General features: G+C 32.0%; 14 protein-coding genes. 8 read left to right on the forward strand and 6 right to left on the reverse strand.

The features are described 5' to 3' along the window. Positions 1-36 precede the first annotated feature (36 nt). From EV195_RS12805 to EV195_RS12820, 4 genes are all read left to right on the forward strand, one after another. Positions 37-1,695, forward strand: coding sequence for a quinol:cytochrome C oxidoreductase (locus EV195_RS12805; protein ID WP_243693123.1), 1,659 nt, complete (start codon positions 37-39; stop codon positions 1,693-1,695). Positions 1,696-1,725: 30 nt separating this feature from the next. After that, positions 1,726-2,739: a cytochrome c oxidase subunit II gene (locus EV195_RS12810; protein ID WP_132795362.1), complete on the forward strand. Its 1,014-nt coding sequence runs from the start codon at positions 1,726-1,728 to the stop codon at positions 2,737-2,739. Positions 2,740-2,778: 39 nt separating this feature from the next. Further along, a complete protein-coding gene (locus tag EV195_RS12815; RefSeq protein WP_132795363.1) occupies positions 2,779-4,557 on the forward strand; it encodes a cytochrome c oxidase subunit I in 1,779 nt (592 codons plus the stop codon). An 84-nt stretch (positions 4,558-4,641) separates the two neighbouring features. After that, complete coding sequence (locus EV195_RS12820; RefSeq protein ID WP_132795364.1) at positions 4,642-4,995, forward strand: hypothetical protein; 354 nt, start codon at positions 4,642-4,644, stop codon at positions 4,993-4,995. A gap of 41 nt (positions 4,996-5,036) precedes the next feature. On the opposite strand, the gene EV195_RS12825 is transcribed toward EV195_RS12820, so the two are convergent. Continuing rightward, the gene (locus EV195_RS12825) at positions 5,037-7,730 is read right to left on the reverse strand and encodes a GEVED domain-containing protein (protein WP_132795365.1); all 2,694 of its coding nucleotides are present in this window, start codon (positions 7,728-7,730) and stop codon (positions 5,037-5,039) included. A 148-nt stretch (positions 7,731-7,878) separates the two neighbouring features. Between EV195_RS12825 and ruvB the strand changes: the two genes are divergently transcribed. The 3 genes from ruvB to EV195_RS12840 are packed head-to-tail and all read left to right on the forward strand — an operon-like array spanning position 7,879 to position 12,038. Then, positions 7,879-8,901 (forward strand): Holliday junction branch migration DNA helicase RuvB, encoded by a 1,023-nt coding sequence (gene ruvB, locus EV195_RS12830; RefSeq protein WP_132795366.1) that lies wholly within the window; start codon positions 7,879-7,881, stop codon positions 8,899-8,901. Continuing rightward, positions 8,902-10,629, forward strand: coding sequence for a SulP family inorganic anion transporter (locus EV195_RS12835; RefSeq protein WP_132795367.1), 1,728 nt, complete (start codon positions 8,902-8,904; stop codon positions 10,627-10,629). An 11-nt stretch (positions 10,630-10,640) separates the two neighbouring features. After that, positions 10,641-12,038 (forward strand): MBL fold metallo-hydrolase, encoded by a 1,398-nt coding sequence (locus EV195_RS12840; protein ID WP_132795368.1) that lies wholly within the window; start codon positions 10,641-10,643, stop codon positions 12,036-12,038. A gap of 381 nt (positions 12,039-12,419) precedes the next feature. Here EV195_RS12840 and EV195_RS12845 read toward each other — a convergent pair whose 3' ends face one another. The 5 genes from EV195_RS12845 to EV195_RS12865 all read right to left on the reverse strand — a co-directional run bounded on the left by EV195_RS12845 (position 12,420) and on the right by EV195_RS12865 (position 17,006). Beyond that, on the reverse strand, positions 12,420-14,789 hold the full coding sequence (locus EV195_RS12845) for a TonB-dependent receptor (RefSeq protein ID WP_394851313.1): 2,370 nt from the start codon (positions 14,787-14,789) through the stop codon (positions 12,420-12,422). Positions 14,790-15,107: 318 nt separating this feature from the next. Further along, a complete protein-coding gene (arfB, locus tag EV195_RS12850; RefSeq protein WP_132795369.1) occupies positions 15,108-15,512 on the reverse strand; it encodes an alternative ribosome rescue aminoacyl-tRNA hydrolase ArfB in 405 nt (134 codons plus the stop codon). A gap of 3 nt (positions 15,513-15,515) precedes the next feature. After that, positions 15,516-16,169 carry an AAA family ATPase gene (locus EV195_RS12855; protein WP_132795370.1) on the reverse strand — a complete coding sequence of 218 codons (654 nt, stop codon included), beginning with the start codon at positions 16,167-16,169 and terminating at the stop codon, positions 15,516-15,518. Further along, on the reverse strand, positions 16,133-16,762 hold the full coding sequence (pnuC, locus tag EV195_RS12860) for a nicotinamide riboside transporter PnuC (protein ID WP_132795371.1): 630 nt from the start codon (positions 16,760-16,762) through the stop codon (positions 16,133-16,135). The genes EV195_RS12855 and pnuC overlap by 37 nt, the downstream gene beginning before the upstream one ends. Next, positions 16,746-17,006, reverse strand: a complete 261-nt coding sequence (locus tag EV195_RS12865; protein WP_132795372.1) for a thiamine-binding protein — start codon at positions 17,004-17,006, stop codon at positions 16,746-16,748. Before EV195_RS12865 ends, pnuC begins: the two co-directional genes overlap by 17 nt. Positions 17,007-17,852: 846 nt before the next feature. Here EV195_RS12865 and EV195_RS12870 point away from each other — a divergent pair. After that, positions 17,853-18,638, forward strand: a complete 786-nt coding sequence (locus EV195_RS12870; protein WP_132795373.1) for a GLPGLI family protein — start codon at positions 17,853-17,855, stop codon at positions 18,636-18,638. Positions 18,639-18,676: the final 38 nt, after the last annotated feature.

Here is an 18,676-nt window from a genome sequence, read left to right on the forward strand (position 1 = left end):
AGTTAAGATATGTACCAGTTTTCAGGAAAATTAAAAATGCTTGCTATTATTTTAATGGCTGTGGGGTTATTAGGAACTGTTATCAGTTTTATGAATACTCCTGGTTCATTAGAAGAAGCAAAGGAGATTTTAGCAGCTCAAGAAGCATCACATCATGGTGGTCATGGAGCCTCTCACGGAGGTGATACACATCATGCAGATGCTGGTCATAAAACAGAAGAAGAACACTCAACTGAACACAAAGAAGAGTCTAAAGATACTCATACTGCTACTGAGCACAAAGAGGAGACTCATTCAACTGAAACAGTTAAGGATTCTGTTCATCATGAAACAGAAGTAAAAAAGGATTCAATTGTTGACACAGTTAATCATAGTGATTCTACTCATGTAGCTCATGCTGAAGGAACTCATGAAACTCCAGATCATACAGAAGATACTCGTTTAACAGATAGCTTAAATGGTCATGTTACTGAAAAAGCACATGCGAATCCAACTCATGGAGAAGGAGCTCACACTGATGCTGGACATCATGGCGATCATCACGCTGAACACGCATTTCACCAAATGCAAAACAGACCTTGGTCTGCTGTGTATGTATCGTTATTATTCTTCTTAGGAATTACCTTATTAGTTTTTGCTTTCTATGCTGCACAAAGAGTTGCTCAAGCAGGTTGGTCTGTAGCTTTATTTAGAGTTATGGAAGCCATTACAGCTAATATTCACTATGTAAGTGTAGCAATGTTGTTATTTATCATTTTAACTGTGATGCATTACAACCATTTATTTCCATGGATGGCTGAAGGTACTTTTGAGTTAGGTCACGAAAATTACGATCCAATTGTAGATGGTAAAAAGTGGTTTATGAATGTTCCAGGTTGGGTAATGAGAAGTATCTTTTATCTATTAGTTTGGAATGGATTCCGTTTTATCATTAGAAAGAAGTCAATCGAACAAGATAATGGAGATTTAAAATTACACAAGAATCTCTATAACTTATCTGTTGGATTCGTTGTATTGTTTATGATTACTGAAAGTATGATGTCTTGGGATTGGATTATGGGTATTGATCCTCACTGGTTCTCTACATTATTCGGATGGTATGTTTTAGCTACTTTCTTAGTGTCTGCATTAACAGTAATTTGTTTAGTAACATTATACTTAAGAGCTAAAGGGCACTTACCAATGGTAAACGATAGTCATATTCATGATTTAGCTAAATTTATGTTTGGATTCTCTGTATTCTGGACATACTTATGGTTCGCTCAGTTCATGTTAATTTGGTATGCAGATATGCCAGAAGAAACAGTTTACTATGCATTACGTTTTAAAGAATATATTGTTCCTTTCATTGGAATGCTTGCGTTAAACTTTATCTTTCCAATATTATTATTAATCAATAGTGACTTTAAAACGGTGCCTTGGATTTTAGTAATTGGTGGATTATTTATCTTAGTAGGTCACTATGTAGATTTATTTGTAATGATTATGCCGGGAACTGTTGGAGGACAATGGGGATTCGGAATTGGTGAAATTAGTGCGTTTTTATTCTTCTTAGGATTATTTATCTTCGCTACTTTTACAGCTTTCTCAAAAGCTAACCCAGTAGCTAAAGGAAATCCTTTCTTACATGAAAGTGAAACACACCACTATTATATCATTGAACACAGAGGAGAGGATAATAACGCTCATCATTAATATTAAGAATAAAAAAATAAGTATATAGATATGCTAGCTCTATTTTATATTTTCATTGCAGTAGCACTAGGAGTAAGTTTTTGGCAGATAACACGCGTAATGAATTTACGTAACGTAATTGCAACAGATGATGACAACAATAAGCAAGGTAAAATTGCTTTAGGATTTATGGTCTTCTTGTATGCAATGATGATTTATTGTTTATTAGCAATGAATGTTATCATGTTACCAGAAAGTGCTTCTTTAGAAGGAGAACATGACGATACACTTTTTAATATCACATTTATTTTAATTGGTATTGTACAGTTTATCATGCAGTTTTTAATCTTCTTCTTTACTTACAAGTATAGAGGTAATAAAGATAAAAAGGCGTTATTTTTTGCTGATAGCCACAAATTAGAATTAATTTGGACAGTAATTCCTGCGATTACAATCGTTTTATTAATCGGATATGGTTTATGGCAGTGGAATAACATTATGTATGTTGGAGACGATGAAAACCCTATCGTAATTGAAGTGTACTCTCAACAATTTAGATGGGATGCTCGTTACGCTGGTGCTGATAATGAATTAGGTTTAGGGAATGTAAACTTTATCAATATCAACAAACAAAATACAATGGGAGTTGATATGTCTGACCCAAAAGCACAAGATGATAAACAAGTAACGGAATTATATTTACCTAAAGGTAAAAAAGTTTTATTCAAGTTCCGTTCACAAGATGTATTACACTCGGCTTATATGCCTCACTTTAGAGCGCAAATGAACTGTGTACCAGGTATGGTAACTCAATTTTCATTCACCCCTAAGTTTACTACTGAGGAAATGCGTCAGAATCCTGAGGTAATTGCTAAAGCAAAGGGAATCAACAAAATTCGTCTGGCTAAAGGAGAAGACCCTTATGTGTTTGATTACTTATTATTATGTAATAAGATTTGTGGAGCATCTCACTACAATATGCAAATGAAAATTACAGTTGTAGAAGAAGAGGATTACAAAAAGTGGTTAGGAGAGCAAAAAACGTTAGCTCAAGTAATTAAGTAAGATTTTAAAATAAATTTAATAAGATATATAAATTAAATTATGTCAGCAGAACATCACCATCATAAAGAAACATTTGTAACAAAGTACATTTTTAGTACTGATCATAAAATGATTTCTAAGCAGTTTTTGATTACAGGAATGTTCATGGGAATTATTGGTGTATTCATGTCAATGTTATTCCGTTTGCAGATTGCTTGGCCTGAAAAATCATTTTCTATTATTGAGGCTTTTTTAGGTAGTCATCAACAAACTGATGGAATCATGAATCCAGACACGTACTTAGCATTAGTTACTATTCACGGTACTATCATGGTATTCTTTGTACTTACTGCAGGTTTAAGTGGTACTTTTTCTAACTTATTAATTCCATTACAAATTGGAGCAAGAGATATGGCGTCAGGTTTCTTAAACATGATATCATACTGGTTATTCTTTATATCTTCTGTTGTGATGGTTGTTTCATTATTTGTTGAAGCAGGACCTGCATCAGCTGGATGGACTATATATCCTCCATTATCTGCATTACCTCAAGCGATACCTGGTTCAGGTATGGGGATGACGTTATGGTTAGTTTCAATGGCAATTTTTATTGCATCATCTTTAATAGGATCATTAAACTATATTGTTACAGTTTTAAACTTACGTACAAAAGGTATGAAAATGACAAGATTACCTTTAACTATGTGGGCGTTTTTTGTAACAGCTATTATTGGAGTTATTTCTTTCCCAGTTTTATTGTCTGCGGCATTATTATTAATTTTTGATAGAAGCTTTGGAACGTCGTTCTATTTATCAGATATATTTATCTCTGGAGAGGTATTGCATTATCAAGGAGGATCACCAGTATTATTTGAACACTTATTCTGGTTCTTAGGTCACCCTGAGGTATATATTATTTTATTACCTGCATTAGGTATTTCTTCGGAAGTAATATCAACAAATTCAAGAAAGCCTATCTTCGGTTACCGTGCAATGATTGGTTCTATTTTGGGTATTGCATTCTTATCAACAATTGTATGGGGTCACCATATGTTCGTTTCTGGAATGAATCCATTCTTAGGATCTGTATTTACATTCACTACGGTTTTAATTGCAATTCCATCAGCTGTAAAAGCATTTAACTATGTTACTACATTATGGAAAGGTAATTTACAATTAAATCCAGCAATGTTATTCTCTATAGGATTAGTATCAACATTCGTTACTGGAGGTTTAACAGGATTAGTATTAGGAGATTCTGCATTAGATATTAATATTCATGATACATATTTCGTAGTGGCTCACTTCCACTTAGTAATGGGAGTATCTGCATTGTTTGGTATGTTTGCTGGTGTTTATCACTGGTACCCAAAAATGTATGGAAGAATGATGAATAAAGTTATGGGATACTGGCATTTCTGGTTAACTATTATATCTGCATACGGAGTGTTTTTCCCAATGCACTTTATCGGATTAGCAGGTTTACCTCGCCGTTATTATACAAACACTTATTTCCCAATGTTTGATGATTTAGCAGACATTAATGTATTCATGACGGTTATGGCTATTATTGGAGGATTAGCTCAATTAATTTTCTTAGCAAACTTCTTTATCTCAATGTATAGAGGTCCAAAAGCTAGTCAAAACCCATGGAATTCGAATACATTAGAGTGGACAACTCCAGTTGAACATATTCACGGAAACTGGCCAGGAAAAATTCCAGAAGTTCACAGATGGGCGTATGATTACAGTAAAACAGATGACAATGGTAATTATATTCATGGACAGGATTTTGTTTTACAAACTACACCACTAAAAGACGGAGAAGAACCATCTTAATTGGTTTTACACTATATAATTTAGCCTTTCATATTTGTGAAAGGCTTTTTTGTTTATCTTAACTACTTATTAAATTAATTTATAATGAATCATTTAAAAAACTTCACATTATTTTCTTTTCTTTTTGTTTTTCTGTTGAGCTGTAATTCAAGTAAAAAAGTTACAGATAATAATAATGATACAACTGATACTTCTGAGTATTTCATTGATAATGGTTATGAAAAAGCTATTATTACTAATTCTAAGAATAATTCTGGATGTGCCTTAATAATTAAACTAGAAAACTCAAAAGAGCTTTTGGATCCGCTTGAAATCAATCCTGACAACTATCCAAATGAACAGAAGATATGGTTTAAGTTTAGTGCTTCAAGAATGATGAATAGATGTGAAAGAGCTAGACCAGTAAAAGTTATAGATATAAAAAAAAGAGATGAATAAGTTCATCTCTTTTTTTTTCGATTCAGGCTATATAGTAATTCTTACTTAACTACTAATTTTACCGATTTATACTTTGTAAAGCTTCCCATTTTTACAACGTAAACTCCTGGCGCTGCATATGACATGTCAAGTGCATATTCATATCTATCTCCTTTTTTTGAAATATTATTAAATACAATTTGTTTTCCTAAAATATCAAATACTCTAAAATTAATCATTTCTTGATAATCTGTTTTTAGTTCAATTTTAAAGTGATTATTAGCCTGTGTGAAAAGCTTTATCTCAGAATTTTCTAATATATAATCATTAGTACTTAAAGTTGAGTCAATAATTTTTACGGAATAATCATGTACTTCACCATAATCAAAGTCTGAGCAAGGATCGTTAATATCACCACCAGCAGTAGCATCAATGGCTTTTACTCTTAAAATATGATTCCCAAGAGGTGCTGTTGAAGGAATATTTAAATCGAAGTTATCCAATCTACCCGCTTGAGTAAAAGAGACTCCATTAATTAGTTGTTCACTTACCTCAAAAGTTCCATTATCATTAAAGTCAATCCAAGCAGATAAACTTTCTCCTGTAGGATTATCTGTCCAATTATGTCTTGCTCTAAGAGTATAAGGAGTAGAAAGCGATCTGTCTAAGTCAGTCGATAGGTTTCTTCTATCAACATAACCCCTAATTGATCCAGTAGAATTACAACCATCATTTCCGTCATCTATATCAATTGTACCTAAAACAAATCTCTTAATACCATCTAAACCACATCCTTCAAGAGCTGTTGGAGTACATGAATCTAAAGCATTAATAACTTCTATAGAAGTACTATTGTTTGATACATTCTCATCGCCAGACAATCCAGTATAAGCTTCAATTGAATATACTTGGTTTGAAATTGATAAGTTAGCTTTAGCAGTAAAGGTAAATTCAACTGTTTGACCTTGTCCTAATATACTAGTAAATGTTTCTGTTACAACGGTACCTCCATTAATGGTATAACTAACAGGAAAATTGGTTTGATCTTCAGTTCCAAAATTTCTAATAGTAACAGTTATGTCTTCAGAGTCAGATAAAACGCCACTAGAAGGATTTATAAAACTCGTTATCCCAACATCATTATTAGGTGGAGCAGTTAACTGAAATACACCAACCATATTACTTCTGGCACCATTATTAAAATATTCGCTAACAAACCAAAAATCGGCATCGTTTGAAGGATCAACAGTTAAATGAGAATAATCAGCATATCTAGTATTTGGATTATCTGAATTACTCTGAACGATTAACTCTTCTAAAGCAGTCATTGTATTTAAAGGATCGTCTTTAAATCTTCCTGAGTATCTAAGTGAAATGCTTTGAGTAGCACTAACAGAAGAGTATCCCATTCCGATATTACCTTCACCATCCATAGCCATACTAGCACCAAAAGCATGCCTTCCTTCAGGGGCTACGTAAGTGCCTTCTTGATAAATTGACCAAGGTTGTCCATCGCCCGCTTGTCTTAATTCATACCATCTTATACCTGCTAATTTATTTGTAGGATCAGTATTAACAACAAAATTAAAAACTACTGAATTATGTGTCGCAAACTTTCTAAATTGAGCTTGATTCATAATAGTGGCTTGCATTGCGTCAATATTAGGACCAGTTGGTTGCGGAAGATTTGAAAATCCACCACCATCAAATACAGAAGTAAAAGGAGAAGTAGAAATTTGAATTGGAGCAGAAATAGTTGAATTTGAAGAGTTACTCCAATCAACATTTATAGTCCATAATTTTAAATGATCTGAATTGACATTTGACCACGCATCATCTTGCATGTAAACAATAGTAGCATTTCCTCTTGCAGGTAAATTCCCATCGGTTACGTTAAATGCTTGAGGACTATAAAAACCGTTTGTTTCTATACCAGTAAGAGAAAAAGCTTGAATACTAGCTGAAATATCACCTACTAACATTTTATCTCTTTCTAAAGCCCAAACCTGACCATTTCTAGTATTTCCATTTGTATCAGTTGCACTGATATTAGCAGTTACATAATAACCGTCAGACCAAATAGAGAATTTAGTATAATCTGGAAATGTTCCCGTTTGAAACCCATTGGCACTGTATACGTGCCATCCACCATTAACAGGATCGTTTGTTTGTGAAATAGCAACATGAAATCCATTAGGATTGTTTTCAAATTCAGTTACAATATAACGGTCTGCTTGCGAATCATATAATACAATTGGATCTCCATTTGGTGTTCCAGGGAATAAAGTTGTTAAACTAGCTGCAGGAGTAGCTGGGCTACCATCTTTATTAAAGATACGAAAAGCAGTATTCCAAGAAGCAATATAATAGTCACGTCCAACAGCACCAGTAGGATCTGATGGTGTAGCAGCACTATTTGTAGTTTCGAAAGTTAAACTAGTAGATTTAATACGCTTACCAATAGAGCTTTTTTGAGAGCTTAATAATGGATCTAGGCCTTTAGGTAAACCTTTTCCAGGAACTACATTGTTCCCTTTTGTTCGCTTATCCTTTCCATAAAAATTTTCTTTATTTAAAGAAGCAGGAATAAAAGTCTTATTCTTAATTTGTTCTTTAATACTAGGAACAAATCTATAATCTAAAGTTCCTTTCCAAATTGATTTTTGGGTTTTATTAGAGGTGTCATTTTGCCCATAAACTGTTATAGCTATGGAAAACGCAAAAAAGTAAAATAGTTTTTTAATTGTATAATTCATTTCGTTATTAAGAATAATTGTAAGACAAATATAGGTTATTCGTAATGAATTGGGGGCAATGATTTAATTTTTATAAACGCTGTTTTAGAAATATTTAAAGTAACATTTATTACAGATACACAATTCGTTTTAAAGTATATTTGCATTTATGAATGAGCATTTGAACCCTGAAAACACAAATTATTCTAGAGAAGAAATGGATGTAGAAAAAAAACTACGTCCCTTGTCTTTTGATGATTTTACAGGTCAAGAACAAGCAATTGAGAATTTAAAAATATTTGTAGAGGCTGCAAACCAAAGAGGAGAAGCTTTAGATCATACATTGTTTCATGGGCCTCCAGGTTTAGGGAAAACAACATTAGCAAATATTTTAGCTAATGAATTAGGTGTTGGAATTAAAGTGACCTCAGGACCAGTTTTAGATAAGCCTGGGGATTTAGCAGGGTTACTTACAAACCTAGATGAGAGAGATGTTTTATTCATAGATGAAATCCATCGTTTAAGTCCAATAGTTGAGGAGTATCTATATTCAGCAATGGAAGACTATAAAATCGATATTATGATTGAGTCTGGACCTAACGCGAGAACTGTTCAAATAAATCTTGAACCATTTACCTTAGTAGGAGCTACCACTCGCTCTGGTTTATTAACAGCTCCTATGAGAGCTCGTTTTGGAATTAGTAGCCGATTACATTACTATTCAACAGAATTACTTACAACTATTATAGAAAGAAGTGCTATGATTTTAGGCGTTCCCATTTCTATGGAGGCTGCTATCGAAATTGCTGGTAGAAGTAGGGGAACACCTCGTATTGCCAATGCATTATTACGTAGAGTCAGAGACTTTGCTCAGATTAAAGGAGATGGAAACATAACTCTTAGAATCGCTCAATATGCTTTAAAAGCATTAAATGTAGATGCGCATGGTTTGGATGAGATGGATAATAAGATCTTAACTACTATTATTGACAAGTTCAAAGGAGGACCTGTGGGGATTACAACTTTAGCAACAGCTGTAGGAGAAAACGCAGAAACTATAGAAGAAGTTTACGAACCTTTTTTAATTCAAGAAGGATTCATTATGCGAACTCCCAGAGGAAGAGAAGTCACAGATTTAGCATATAAACATTTAGGAAAGATTAAAGGAACTAGTCAAGGAGAATTATTTTAGGTGAAGTTACAAAAAGTCATACCGATATTAAATTGGTTGCCTAATTATAAAAAAGACCAATTACAAGGAGATATAGTTGCAGGAATTACAGTTGCTACGGTATTAATTCCTCAAGGAATCGCATATGCTTTAATTGCTGGTTTACCTCCCATATACGGTTTGTACTCTGCTTTAATTCCCCAAATAATATATGCAATCTTTGGATCTTCAAGACATGTTGCAATTGGACCAGTAGCTACCGATTCATTAATAGTAGCATCTAGTATATCAACAATTGCATTGATGGGATCGGAAAGTTATATTGCTATTGCTATTTTTCTTGCATTTTTGGTCGGTGCTATTCAGTTTTTAATGGGAATTTTTAGATTAGGTTTTATTGTTAACTTTTTATCAAAACCTGTTATTACGGGTTTTACTTCTGCACTAGCTATAATTATTGGATTAAATCAGTTTAAGAATTTTTTTGGAGTTGATTTTTTACAAAGTGATCAAATACACATTCTCTTAGACGATATGTTTTCTAGAGTAACAGAGATAGATGTTAAAACAACTATCATAGGTTTGGTAACTAGTACGATTATTATTGTTTTACGAAGAATTAATAAAAAGATTCCAAATGCTTTAATTGTTGTTTTTTTAGGAATCTTATCAATGTTTTTATTTAGAGATTACTTTTCTGAAGTTGATATAGTTAAAGACATTCCGTCTGGATTACCAGGTTTTGCAATCCCCGAATTTAATTTTGGATTAATTAGAGAATTACTACCAATGGCATTTACATTGGTAATGGTAGGTTATTTGGAAACCATATCTATAGGTAAATATTTAGAATCTCAGCAAGATGAATATAAGGTTGATTCAAATCAAGAGTTGATAGGTTTGGGTTTAAGTAATATTTTTGGATCATTTTTTAATGCATATCCTTCTGCTTCTAGTTTTTCTAGATCAGCTATTAATTTTGATGCTGGAGCTAGAACAGGAGTAGCAGCCTTTATATCAGCAGGATTAGTAATTTTAACACTATTATTTTTAACACCGGTATTCTATTATTTGCCTAAAACTGTTCTTGCAGCAATAATTATAGTGGCTGTCTTTAGATTGGTAAATGTGAAGGAAGCAAAGTTTTTATGGAAAGCCAATAACCTTGATTTTTGGTTGTTAGTAGTTACGTTTTGTGCTACACTACTCTTTGGAGTTGAATTAGGAATTTTAATCGGAGTAGGTGTATCTTTGGTGGTCTTAATTTTTAGAACATCTAGGCCTCACGTTGTTGAGTTAGGAAAAGTACCTGATGCTGATTTCTATCGTAATAAAAATAGGTTTAAAGAAGTTATTATAGAAGAAGATGTCTTAGTGTTTCGTTTTGATGCGCAATTATTTTATGCGAATGCAAATTATTTCAGAGATCAACTTGAAGCTATGGTTAATGAGAAAGGAGATAAACTTAAGTTGATTGTTTTGGATGGAGAAAGTATTAATAGAGTAGACAGTACAGGAGTAGAGATGTTAAAACAACAAATTCTATTTTATAAAAGGAAAGGAATACTATTTTATTTTGCAGGAATTAAAGGTCCTGTTAGAGACGCATTATTTAAAGCAGGAGTACTAGATATTGTTAGCATCGAACACTTTTTTATGCGTGCTAATTGGGCGGTATTATTTTATAAAACAGGAGATAATCAAAATCAAAAAAAATACGCACAGTATATACACCAAGCGTATAAATAAAACATAGAACAATGAAGATAGAGCAAATTTATACGAAATGTTTATCACAAGGAGCTTACTATATTGAGAGTAAAGGAGAAGCTGCTATAATAGATCCATTAAGAGAAGTACAACCGTATTTAGATAAAGCAACTAAAGACAATGCGAAAATCAAATACATATTTGAAACGCATTTTCATGCTGATTTCGTAAGTGGCCATATTACACTAGCGGAAAAAACAGGAGCCAAAATTGTTTACGGGCCAACTGCAAAAACAAATTTCGATGCACATATAGCAAAAGATAATGAATCGTTTTTTGTGGGTGATTTGGAAATTGTAGCCTTACATACTCCTGGGCATACTATGGAAAGTACCGTGTATTTATTGAAAGATGAATCTGGTAAGGATTATGCTATATTTAGTGGAGATACCTTATTTATCGGTGATGTTGGAAGACCAGATTTAGCACAGAAAGGAAGCATTACTATGGAAGACTTAGCAGGCTATTTATTCGATAGCTTGAGAAATAAGATTATGGTTTTAAATGATGATGTAATGGTGTATCCGGCACACGGCGCAGGATCAGCTTGTGGTAAGCAGTTGAGTGATGAAACGGTTAGTACCATTGGAAATCAGAAAAAGACTAACTACGCTTTGCGTGAAAATATGACTCGAGAAGAGTTTATTAAAGAAGTTACTGACGGTTTATTACCTCCTCCAGATTATTTCCCTTTAAACGTTAAGTTGAATAAGGAAGGTTATGAATCTATAGATACTATTTTGGAAAAAGGAACCAAGTCGTTATCTGTGAAGCAATTTATTGAAAAGATAGAAAAATATGATGCTTTAATTTTAGATGTTCGTCATCAAACAGACTTTATAAAAGGATTCATACCGAATTCAATGTTTATCGGTTTAAACGGGACATTTGCACCTTGGGTTGGGGCATTAATTAAAGATATTAATCAGCCGATTGTTTTAGTTACTCCAGAAGGAAAAGAAGAAGAAACAATAACAAGATTGGCTAGAGTTGGTTTCGACAATGTAATCGGTTATTTAGAAGGAGGATTTGAATCTTGGAAAAACTCTAATAAAAGTATAGATAAAATTACCTCTATTTCTGCTGATGTTTTAGAAGAAAACATTAAGCATGGCGCTACCGTTTTTGATGTTAGAAAGCCAGGAGAGTATGAGAATGAGCATATTGAAAATGTAGCTAATACACCTCTTGATTATTTAGAAGAGCATTTAAATGAATTTCCTAAAGACACTACATTCTTTATACATTGTGCGGGAGGATATCGCTCGGTTATAGCGGCTTCTATTTTAAAAATGAATGGTTTTGATAACGTAATTGATGTTGCAGGAGGTTTTAGTGCTATCAGAAATACAACTATTAAAACAACAACTCCTACTTGTTCACTGTAAGCTCAGAGTATTTAATAAAAAAGAGAATGAAAAAGGAAACAAATTATAGAAGTTGGTCATTTAGACTTCTAGTTTACGTTTTATTACTGAATGCAGTCACGATGTATTTAGCTATAAAATTTATACCATTAATTCATGATTCAGAAAGATTTTATATTCGAATGTTATTACTTTCTGTTCTAGCACTAATATTATTTATAGCAGGTGTTATTCTTACAGTGTTAAGTGTGAAAAATAATGAGGATAAAGATTATAAGTACAAAATATCTATATTCGGCTATCCAATATTTTTTATAGTAAGTGTTTTGACTTCTTTCTTATAATAATAAATTAAAAAAACCGAGATAATTATCTCGGTTTTTTTATGAATAGTTTTTTAGTTTAAAATTTTAATGTAACTCCAGCTAAAAAGTTAATAGTTGCTTGTGGATAATATCCAGCGCCATCTACAGTAGTTGTAACTCCAGGAGTTGTCCAAGTATCATCATAGAAATAATAATAACCTCTATCTACATATTCTTTATTAAAAATATTATTTACTAAACCAGTAAATACAATTGAGTCAAATATTTTATTCGTTTTTAATTCGTAAACGATATTCAAATCACTTGTAAAATAACCTTCTAATTTTTCATTGTCAGAAATACGACCACCTAAATTCCCCATAAATTGCTCTCCAACATATTTTGATAAAAAGGCAATTTGAAAATTATTTGTAGGAGCATAAACTAAAGAGTTTCCAATAATAACGTTTGGAGAAAAAGAAATATTTGTATTTCCTAAGTTTTCTATAACACCATCAATTGGAGCTTTAAAATCTCTATTCTGATTTGTACTTAATCCTAAATTCGGTTTTACAGATAATTTTTCTGTTAACGTAATATCAGCATCTACCTCTAAACCGAAACGGAAACTATTTCCACTAGTTTCTCTAAGCGGTTCACCAACATTATTTATGGCACCAGATAATACTAACTGATTCGTGTAGTCCATGTAAAATAAGTTTGTGTTTATTTTTACATTATCGGTAGCTAAACGCCATCCTAATTCAAAATCGTCTAATGTTTCATGTTGCGTGTTTCCTCCTTCAAAATCGTTTCTGTTCGGCTCTCTATTTGCTCTTGCATACGACAAATAGAAACTGTTAGTTTCATTTAATTGATATGTTAATCCAGCTTTTGGATTGAAGAAATTAAAATCCTTATCAATATCTAAAGGAACCCTATCAGAATTTAATCCTCCAGTTTGATAGTTTACAAACCTTCCTTGTAAATCAACATAAGCATTTAACTTGTCATTAAGTCTAATATTAGTTTTAATGAAAGAACTTAAATCATGCTTCTTAGCATCACTAAAATAGTAACGATCTCTAATATTTACATTCGGAGCTAAGTCACTTCCCCAAATTACTTCACCGTAATGATCATTTGTATAATTACTATAAGACCCACCAGCTATTATTTCTAATCCATCAATGGTATATGTTGCAGAAGCGTTAAAAACATAGAAATGATTATCTAACCAACGACGCACTATTACATCACTTCCATCAACAATTAAGTTATTAAAGTCAGCAGCAGATTCTCCAGGTTTGTATTGCTCAAAATATCCTTTTCCACGCGTGTAGTTTACACCAATATTGGTAGATAATTGATCGCTAAATTTTTCATTCCAGTGCAATTGATAATGATTTTGCCAGTAGTTATCCGTTTCATTGTCGTATGTATACGGGTTTTGACGGCGATTTTCTGCTAATTCTTGAGCAGTTAAACCAAACCAAGCTTGGTATGTTTGCTCTGAACCACCGAAAACAATAGCCTTAATTAAGGTGTTATCGTCAGAATAACTTCCTTGTAAAAAATACGATTTTAAATCGGTGAAAGCTCTATCAACATAACCATCAGAATAAATATTAGATAAACGACCAGAGAATTCAAAATGATCATTTACTCTTCCAGTAGTAAATTTTACAGTATGCTTACGTGTTCCAAATGAACCAAAAGCATTAGAAATTTCTCCACCTGCTTCCTCAGAAATAGCATCCGTTAAAATATTTAAACTCGCTCCGAAAGCTCCAGAACCATTGGTTGATGTTCCCACACCACGTTGTAATTGTAAACTTTGTGTAGAAGAAGCAAAATCTCCTAAATTTACCCAAAATGTACCTTGACTTTCAGGATCGTTATACGGAATTCCGTTAATAGTAACATTAATTCTCGTAGCATCAGAACCACGAACTCTCATATACGTATATCCTACTCCAGCACCAGCATCTGATGAAGAAATTACTGATGGTAAATAGTTTAATAATACAGGAATATCCTGACCTAAATTACGCTTTGCAATTTCTTTTTTAGATAGATTAGAGTGTGTAACAGGAGCATCCGCTTTCACACGAATTGACGATACAAGAACTTCGTCCAACACATCATCTTCAGAAACTAATTCAATAATAATGTCTTCGTCTTTCTGTACCACTTGGTTGAAATATCCTGTTCTAAAACCTATGTAAGAAACTTTAATTACATAATTTCCACTAGGAACCGATAGTTTAAATTTTCCTTCATAGTTAGAAGATGTTCCTTTGTTTAAATCTGTTATTACAACAGTTGCACCTTCTAACGGCTCGTTATTTTTATTAACCACTTTACCAGACAATGTAAACGTTTGAGCTTGCATAGTCAGACCACAAAATAATAGTAAAAAAGATACTAAGAACTTCACCTTTTTACAGCTTAACTTTCCTTCCATTTCGAAATTGTAAGAATAAAAAGAGGTAATTATCCTTTTTGTTGTTTGAATAATTAATTGAAAAACAATTTTAGTAGCAATTACTGATGTTTGAATTGTAGTAAAATTGTTCGTAATCCCTAAACAGCATTACCTGTTCTAGGTTCAATGGGTATGATCTCAGCCTGAATTTAATTATGAATTTTAAATCATTAATTACAAACTACTTTTAAAAATATAATTCGCAATTATGTAATTCGTAATTCAAAAAAGGCACCCCTTTATTGAGAACGGTACAAATGTAAGGTGGTTTTTTGAAATAAGAAACAACAATTAAGTTTAATCTATTGATGGTTTTTGTCGCAATTGTTTCTTTAACGATTGGTTTTGCTTGTTTTGCGCTTTTTTAACAAGCGAAGTTTTAGTAGGCTTTGTTGGCTTTCTTTTTTTAGGTTTGATTAAACTAGCTTTTAGTAATTCAAATAGTTGTTCGGTTACAATTTCTTTGTTTTTATGTTGTGAACGATTTTCCTGACAAGTAAGTATTAAGATTCCATCTTTGGAAATACGTTTCTCTAGCTTTTTACTGATGAGTTCTTTTTCTTCTGAAGTAAGTCCTTCTGAATTTTCTATATTAAAATACAATTCAATTTTTGAAGCAACTTTATTAACATTCTGGCCACCCGGACCAGAACTTCTTGTAGCTTTAAATTGCAGTTCGTTATGTATGATTGTTTTATCCAAGAGTTACTGTATAAAAGAATTTGGATCGATGTTTTGATGTAAAAAATGTAAATCTAAATCGACAAGAGAATCCGAGTAAGAATATAAATTTTCTTTTTTTGCAATTAAAGCATCAATAACTTGAGTTGCTTTTTTTAATCGCGTTTCTTTATCACCTTTCAATAATATATACGGGCGATTGTATTTTTCTAATGAGTTTTTAAACGCATTAAACATTTCTTCGCGTTGTTCGGGTCTGTCTCGTAAATCATCTTCTTCCCAAGGCGTGTCAATATAGGTCAAGAAATAAACATCGTAGGTATTTTGAATTGCAAATTTATCTAACAAAGGATCTACAAAGCCTCCATAGTATTCTTCAGAATAAACTTTTGTTTCTAATAAATCAGTATCACAAATTAATAACTTATCAGCTTTTTTAGCCAACGAGTTCTCTAAATCCATTTGCCCGATAGCAATCGGAATTAAATCACTTTCCTCACAAGTTTTACGCTCGTTATTCCATTTATCCTGTAAATATTCTCGTGCATATTCAGGTGCCCAAACGGTATTGTAATGTCTGGCAAGTTGTCGAGAAAGTGTTGTTTTCCCTGTGCTTTCGGGCCCGAATAAAACTACTTTTACTACGTTAATTTCAGATTGTCTAAGCTTTTCTTCCATGCTAAATATCCTGCTATTGCTATAAAGGTAAATATTAAATATTGAAAACTAGTAAAAGTGAAACCTTTATAAAAGTATAAAGGAACAGAAATAATATCACCAATAATCCAGTAAATCCAATTCTCTATTTTTCTTCTGGCCATTAACCACATTCCTACGAAGAAAACAGCAGTTGTAACGGTGTCTACATACGCAGTCCAATGTGTCCATTTGTCGAAAGTAACGTAAACAACATACACAAAAATTAACGTGGCTATAAAAATAGCTACACTTATTTTTTTCTCTTTTATTGTAGTTCTTGAAATAGGATGTAACACTTCACCGTCCTTAGTTTGAGTCCAAATATACCAACCATAAACACTCATGATGAAATAGTAACCGTTAATCATCATGTCACCAAGCAATCCCCATTTCAATAAAAGATAAACGAAAATAGCAGTACTAATCATACCGGTAGGGAAAACCCAAATTTTATTTTGTTTAGAGTACCAAACCGAAAGGAAACCGAAAATGACAGCTACAATCTCTAAAGTTACATCAAGCGGACTAGAGTTTGCGTATTGACTAAATAGAAAATCAAAAATTTGGTTCATAGTCGCTTCTATCCGTTTTTACAATTTTCATTTGCAATAAACCATTATCGAAGGCTTCGAAAGCTTCTTTTACTTCCGAAGTTACTAATTGCATTACTGTATCGTAATCTCCATACACTTGAGTACTCAAAGGATTCTCAAGAACTGTTAAACCAGAAGCTCTAAGTTTCTTAATAAAATTAATAATGGGTTCTTCAAAATTATCTTGAAGCGGAGTAAGTGTTAAATCTACTGATATTTTCATTGTGTATTTTTATAGGAGCAAAGTTACAAAGAACCTTACAGTCAAAAAAAGATAGAAATCGTGTTTTAATTTATCAAAAGAGTCTAATACACCAATAAATAAGTTTAAAAGTATATAGTTATTATACAAAAAATCATAAAAAAGAAAATGTTATGATTATTTTTTTATATTCTTGAAATAAGAAAAATGTTATGATTATTCTTACAATTACTTTTTGGATGAAATAATTTTGTGGCTAGTTATATTATTTTAGAGTATATCTAATCTAGTTAATATAGTTGGTACATATTAAAATACTCTTTGCAAAGATTGTCATAGAGTTGTGAGTGACATTAAAAAAATCGCAAGTTATTTTAATACATTGGAATTTTTCCAATATAAATGTAATAATTATGAAGAAAATGATATTAACAGGGATGTTAATGGTTTCTTTTAGTTTGTTTGCTAATGACTTAGAAAAAAAACAGACTTTAAGAATATCGAAGAAAAAGTTGAAGAAAAGACTGTTTTAGTAAAAAAAGAAGGAAATACTTTTTTCTATTTACACTGTAGAATTAGAATGGATAGTGAAGGTAGAAGGTATTATGAACTTTGCAGACATGAAACAAGAATTAATGGGCAAACGATAATCTTAAGATACGCAGAGCCTAGCGAGTATCCTAGCCTATAGGGAATTAAAAATAAGCTAAAGTTTAAATAGCAAAAATTAACTAACGAGACTGTCTGAATCAATAGAAATCCTTCGTTGATAATTTTTTAAAAAGATTTTCAAATATTTAGATAAAAATAAAATTGATTTCTCAAGATTCTAGATAGTCTCTAGTAAATATAACCTCTTGAAATATTATGAAAAAAAACACTTTATTAGTATTAGTTTGTTTATTATTTTTTGTTTCCTCTTTTTCTCAAAAAATATGTGGAGAAGTTATGTATAAAGAAGAGTCGAAGATTAGTTTATTTTTTCAAACAATATCTATTACAAAGTTTAATGATAAGGTAGCATATACAAAATTCCTACATTGGAAAAAGGCTAAACCATTCTTAAGTGGGGAGTATGATCCTAATTCAGTTGGGGTTAATGAAGAGCTTATTTCATCTGAGAATGAAGAAACAAGTTTTGTTTATAGTGATGAAAAAGAAACTTATTTTTCCAATATTACTTGGAAAGAAACTATGATAGTAAAAGAAGATGATTTTGAGTGGAATTGGACATTACTTGGAGAGCAAAGGAAAATAGGTAATTTTAACTGTCAAAATGCATCTATAGAATTTAGAGGAAGAACTTTTATAGCATGGTTTACAACAGAAATACCTACTTCATTTGGACCAAAAAAATTTAAAGGTCTACCAGGTTTGATTTTGGAGATCTATGATGTTGATAAAACTTGGTATATGAAAGCTATTAATGTTAAAACACAAAAAGCAAAAAAGTGCACTATAGATTTCGACCTAAAAAAAACTAAATCTAAAGCTATTCCAATAAGTAAATTTTTGAGACTAGCTGATAGTTTACATATAGATGTCTTAAAAAAAGAAGCTAGTAGATTACCTAAAGGAAGTACTATTGTGATACCAGACGGGTGTGAGAGACTTTATGATGGAAGTATGTTAGAAATTTTTCTAAAACAATAAAATATAATATAATATAATGATACCAATAAGCAGAACTT

The organism is Tenacibaculum skagerrakense (assembly GCF_004345825.1).
Lineage (GTDB): Bacteria > Bacteroidota > Bacteroidia > Flavobacteriales > Flavobacteriaceae > Polaribacter > Polaribacter skagerrakensis.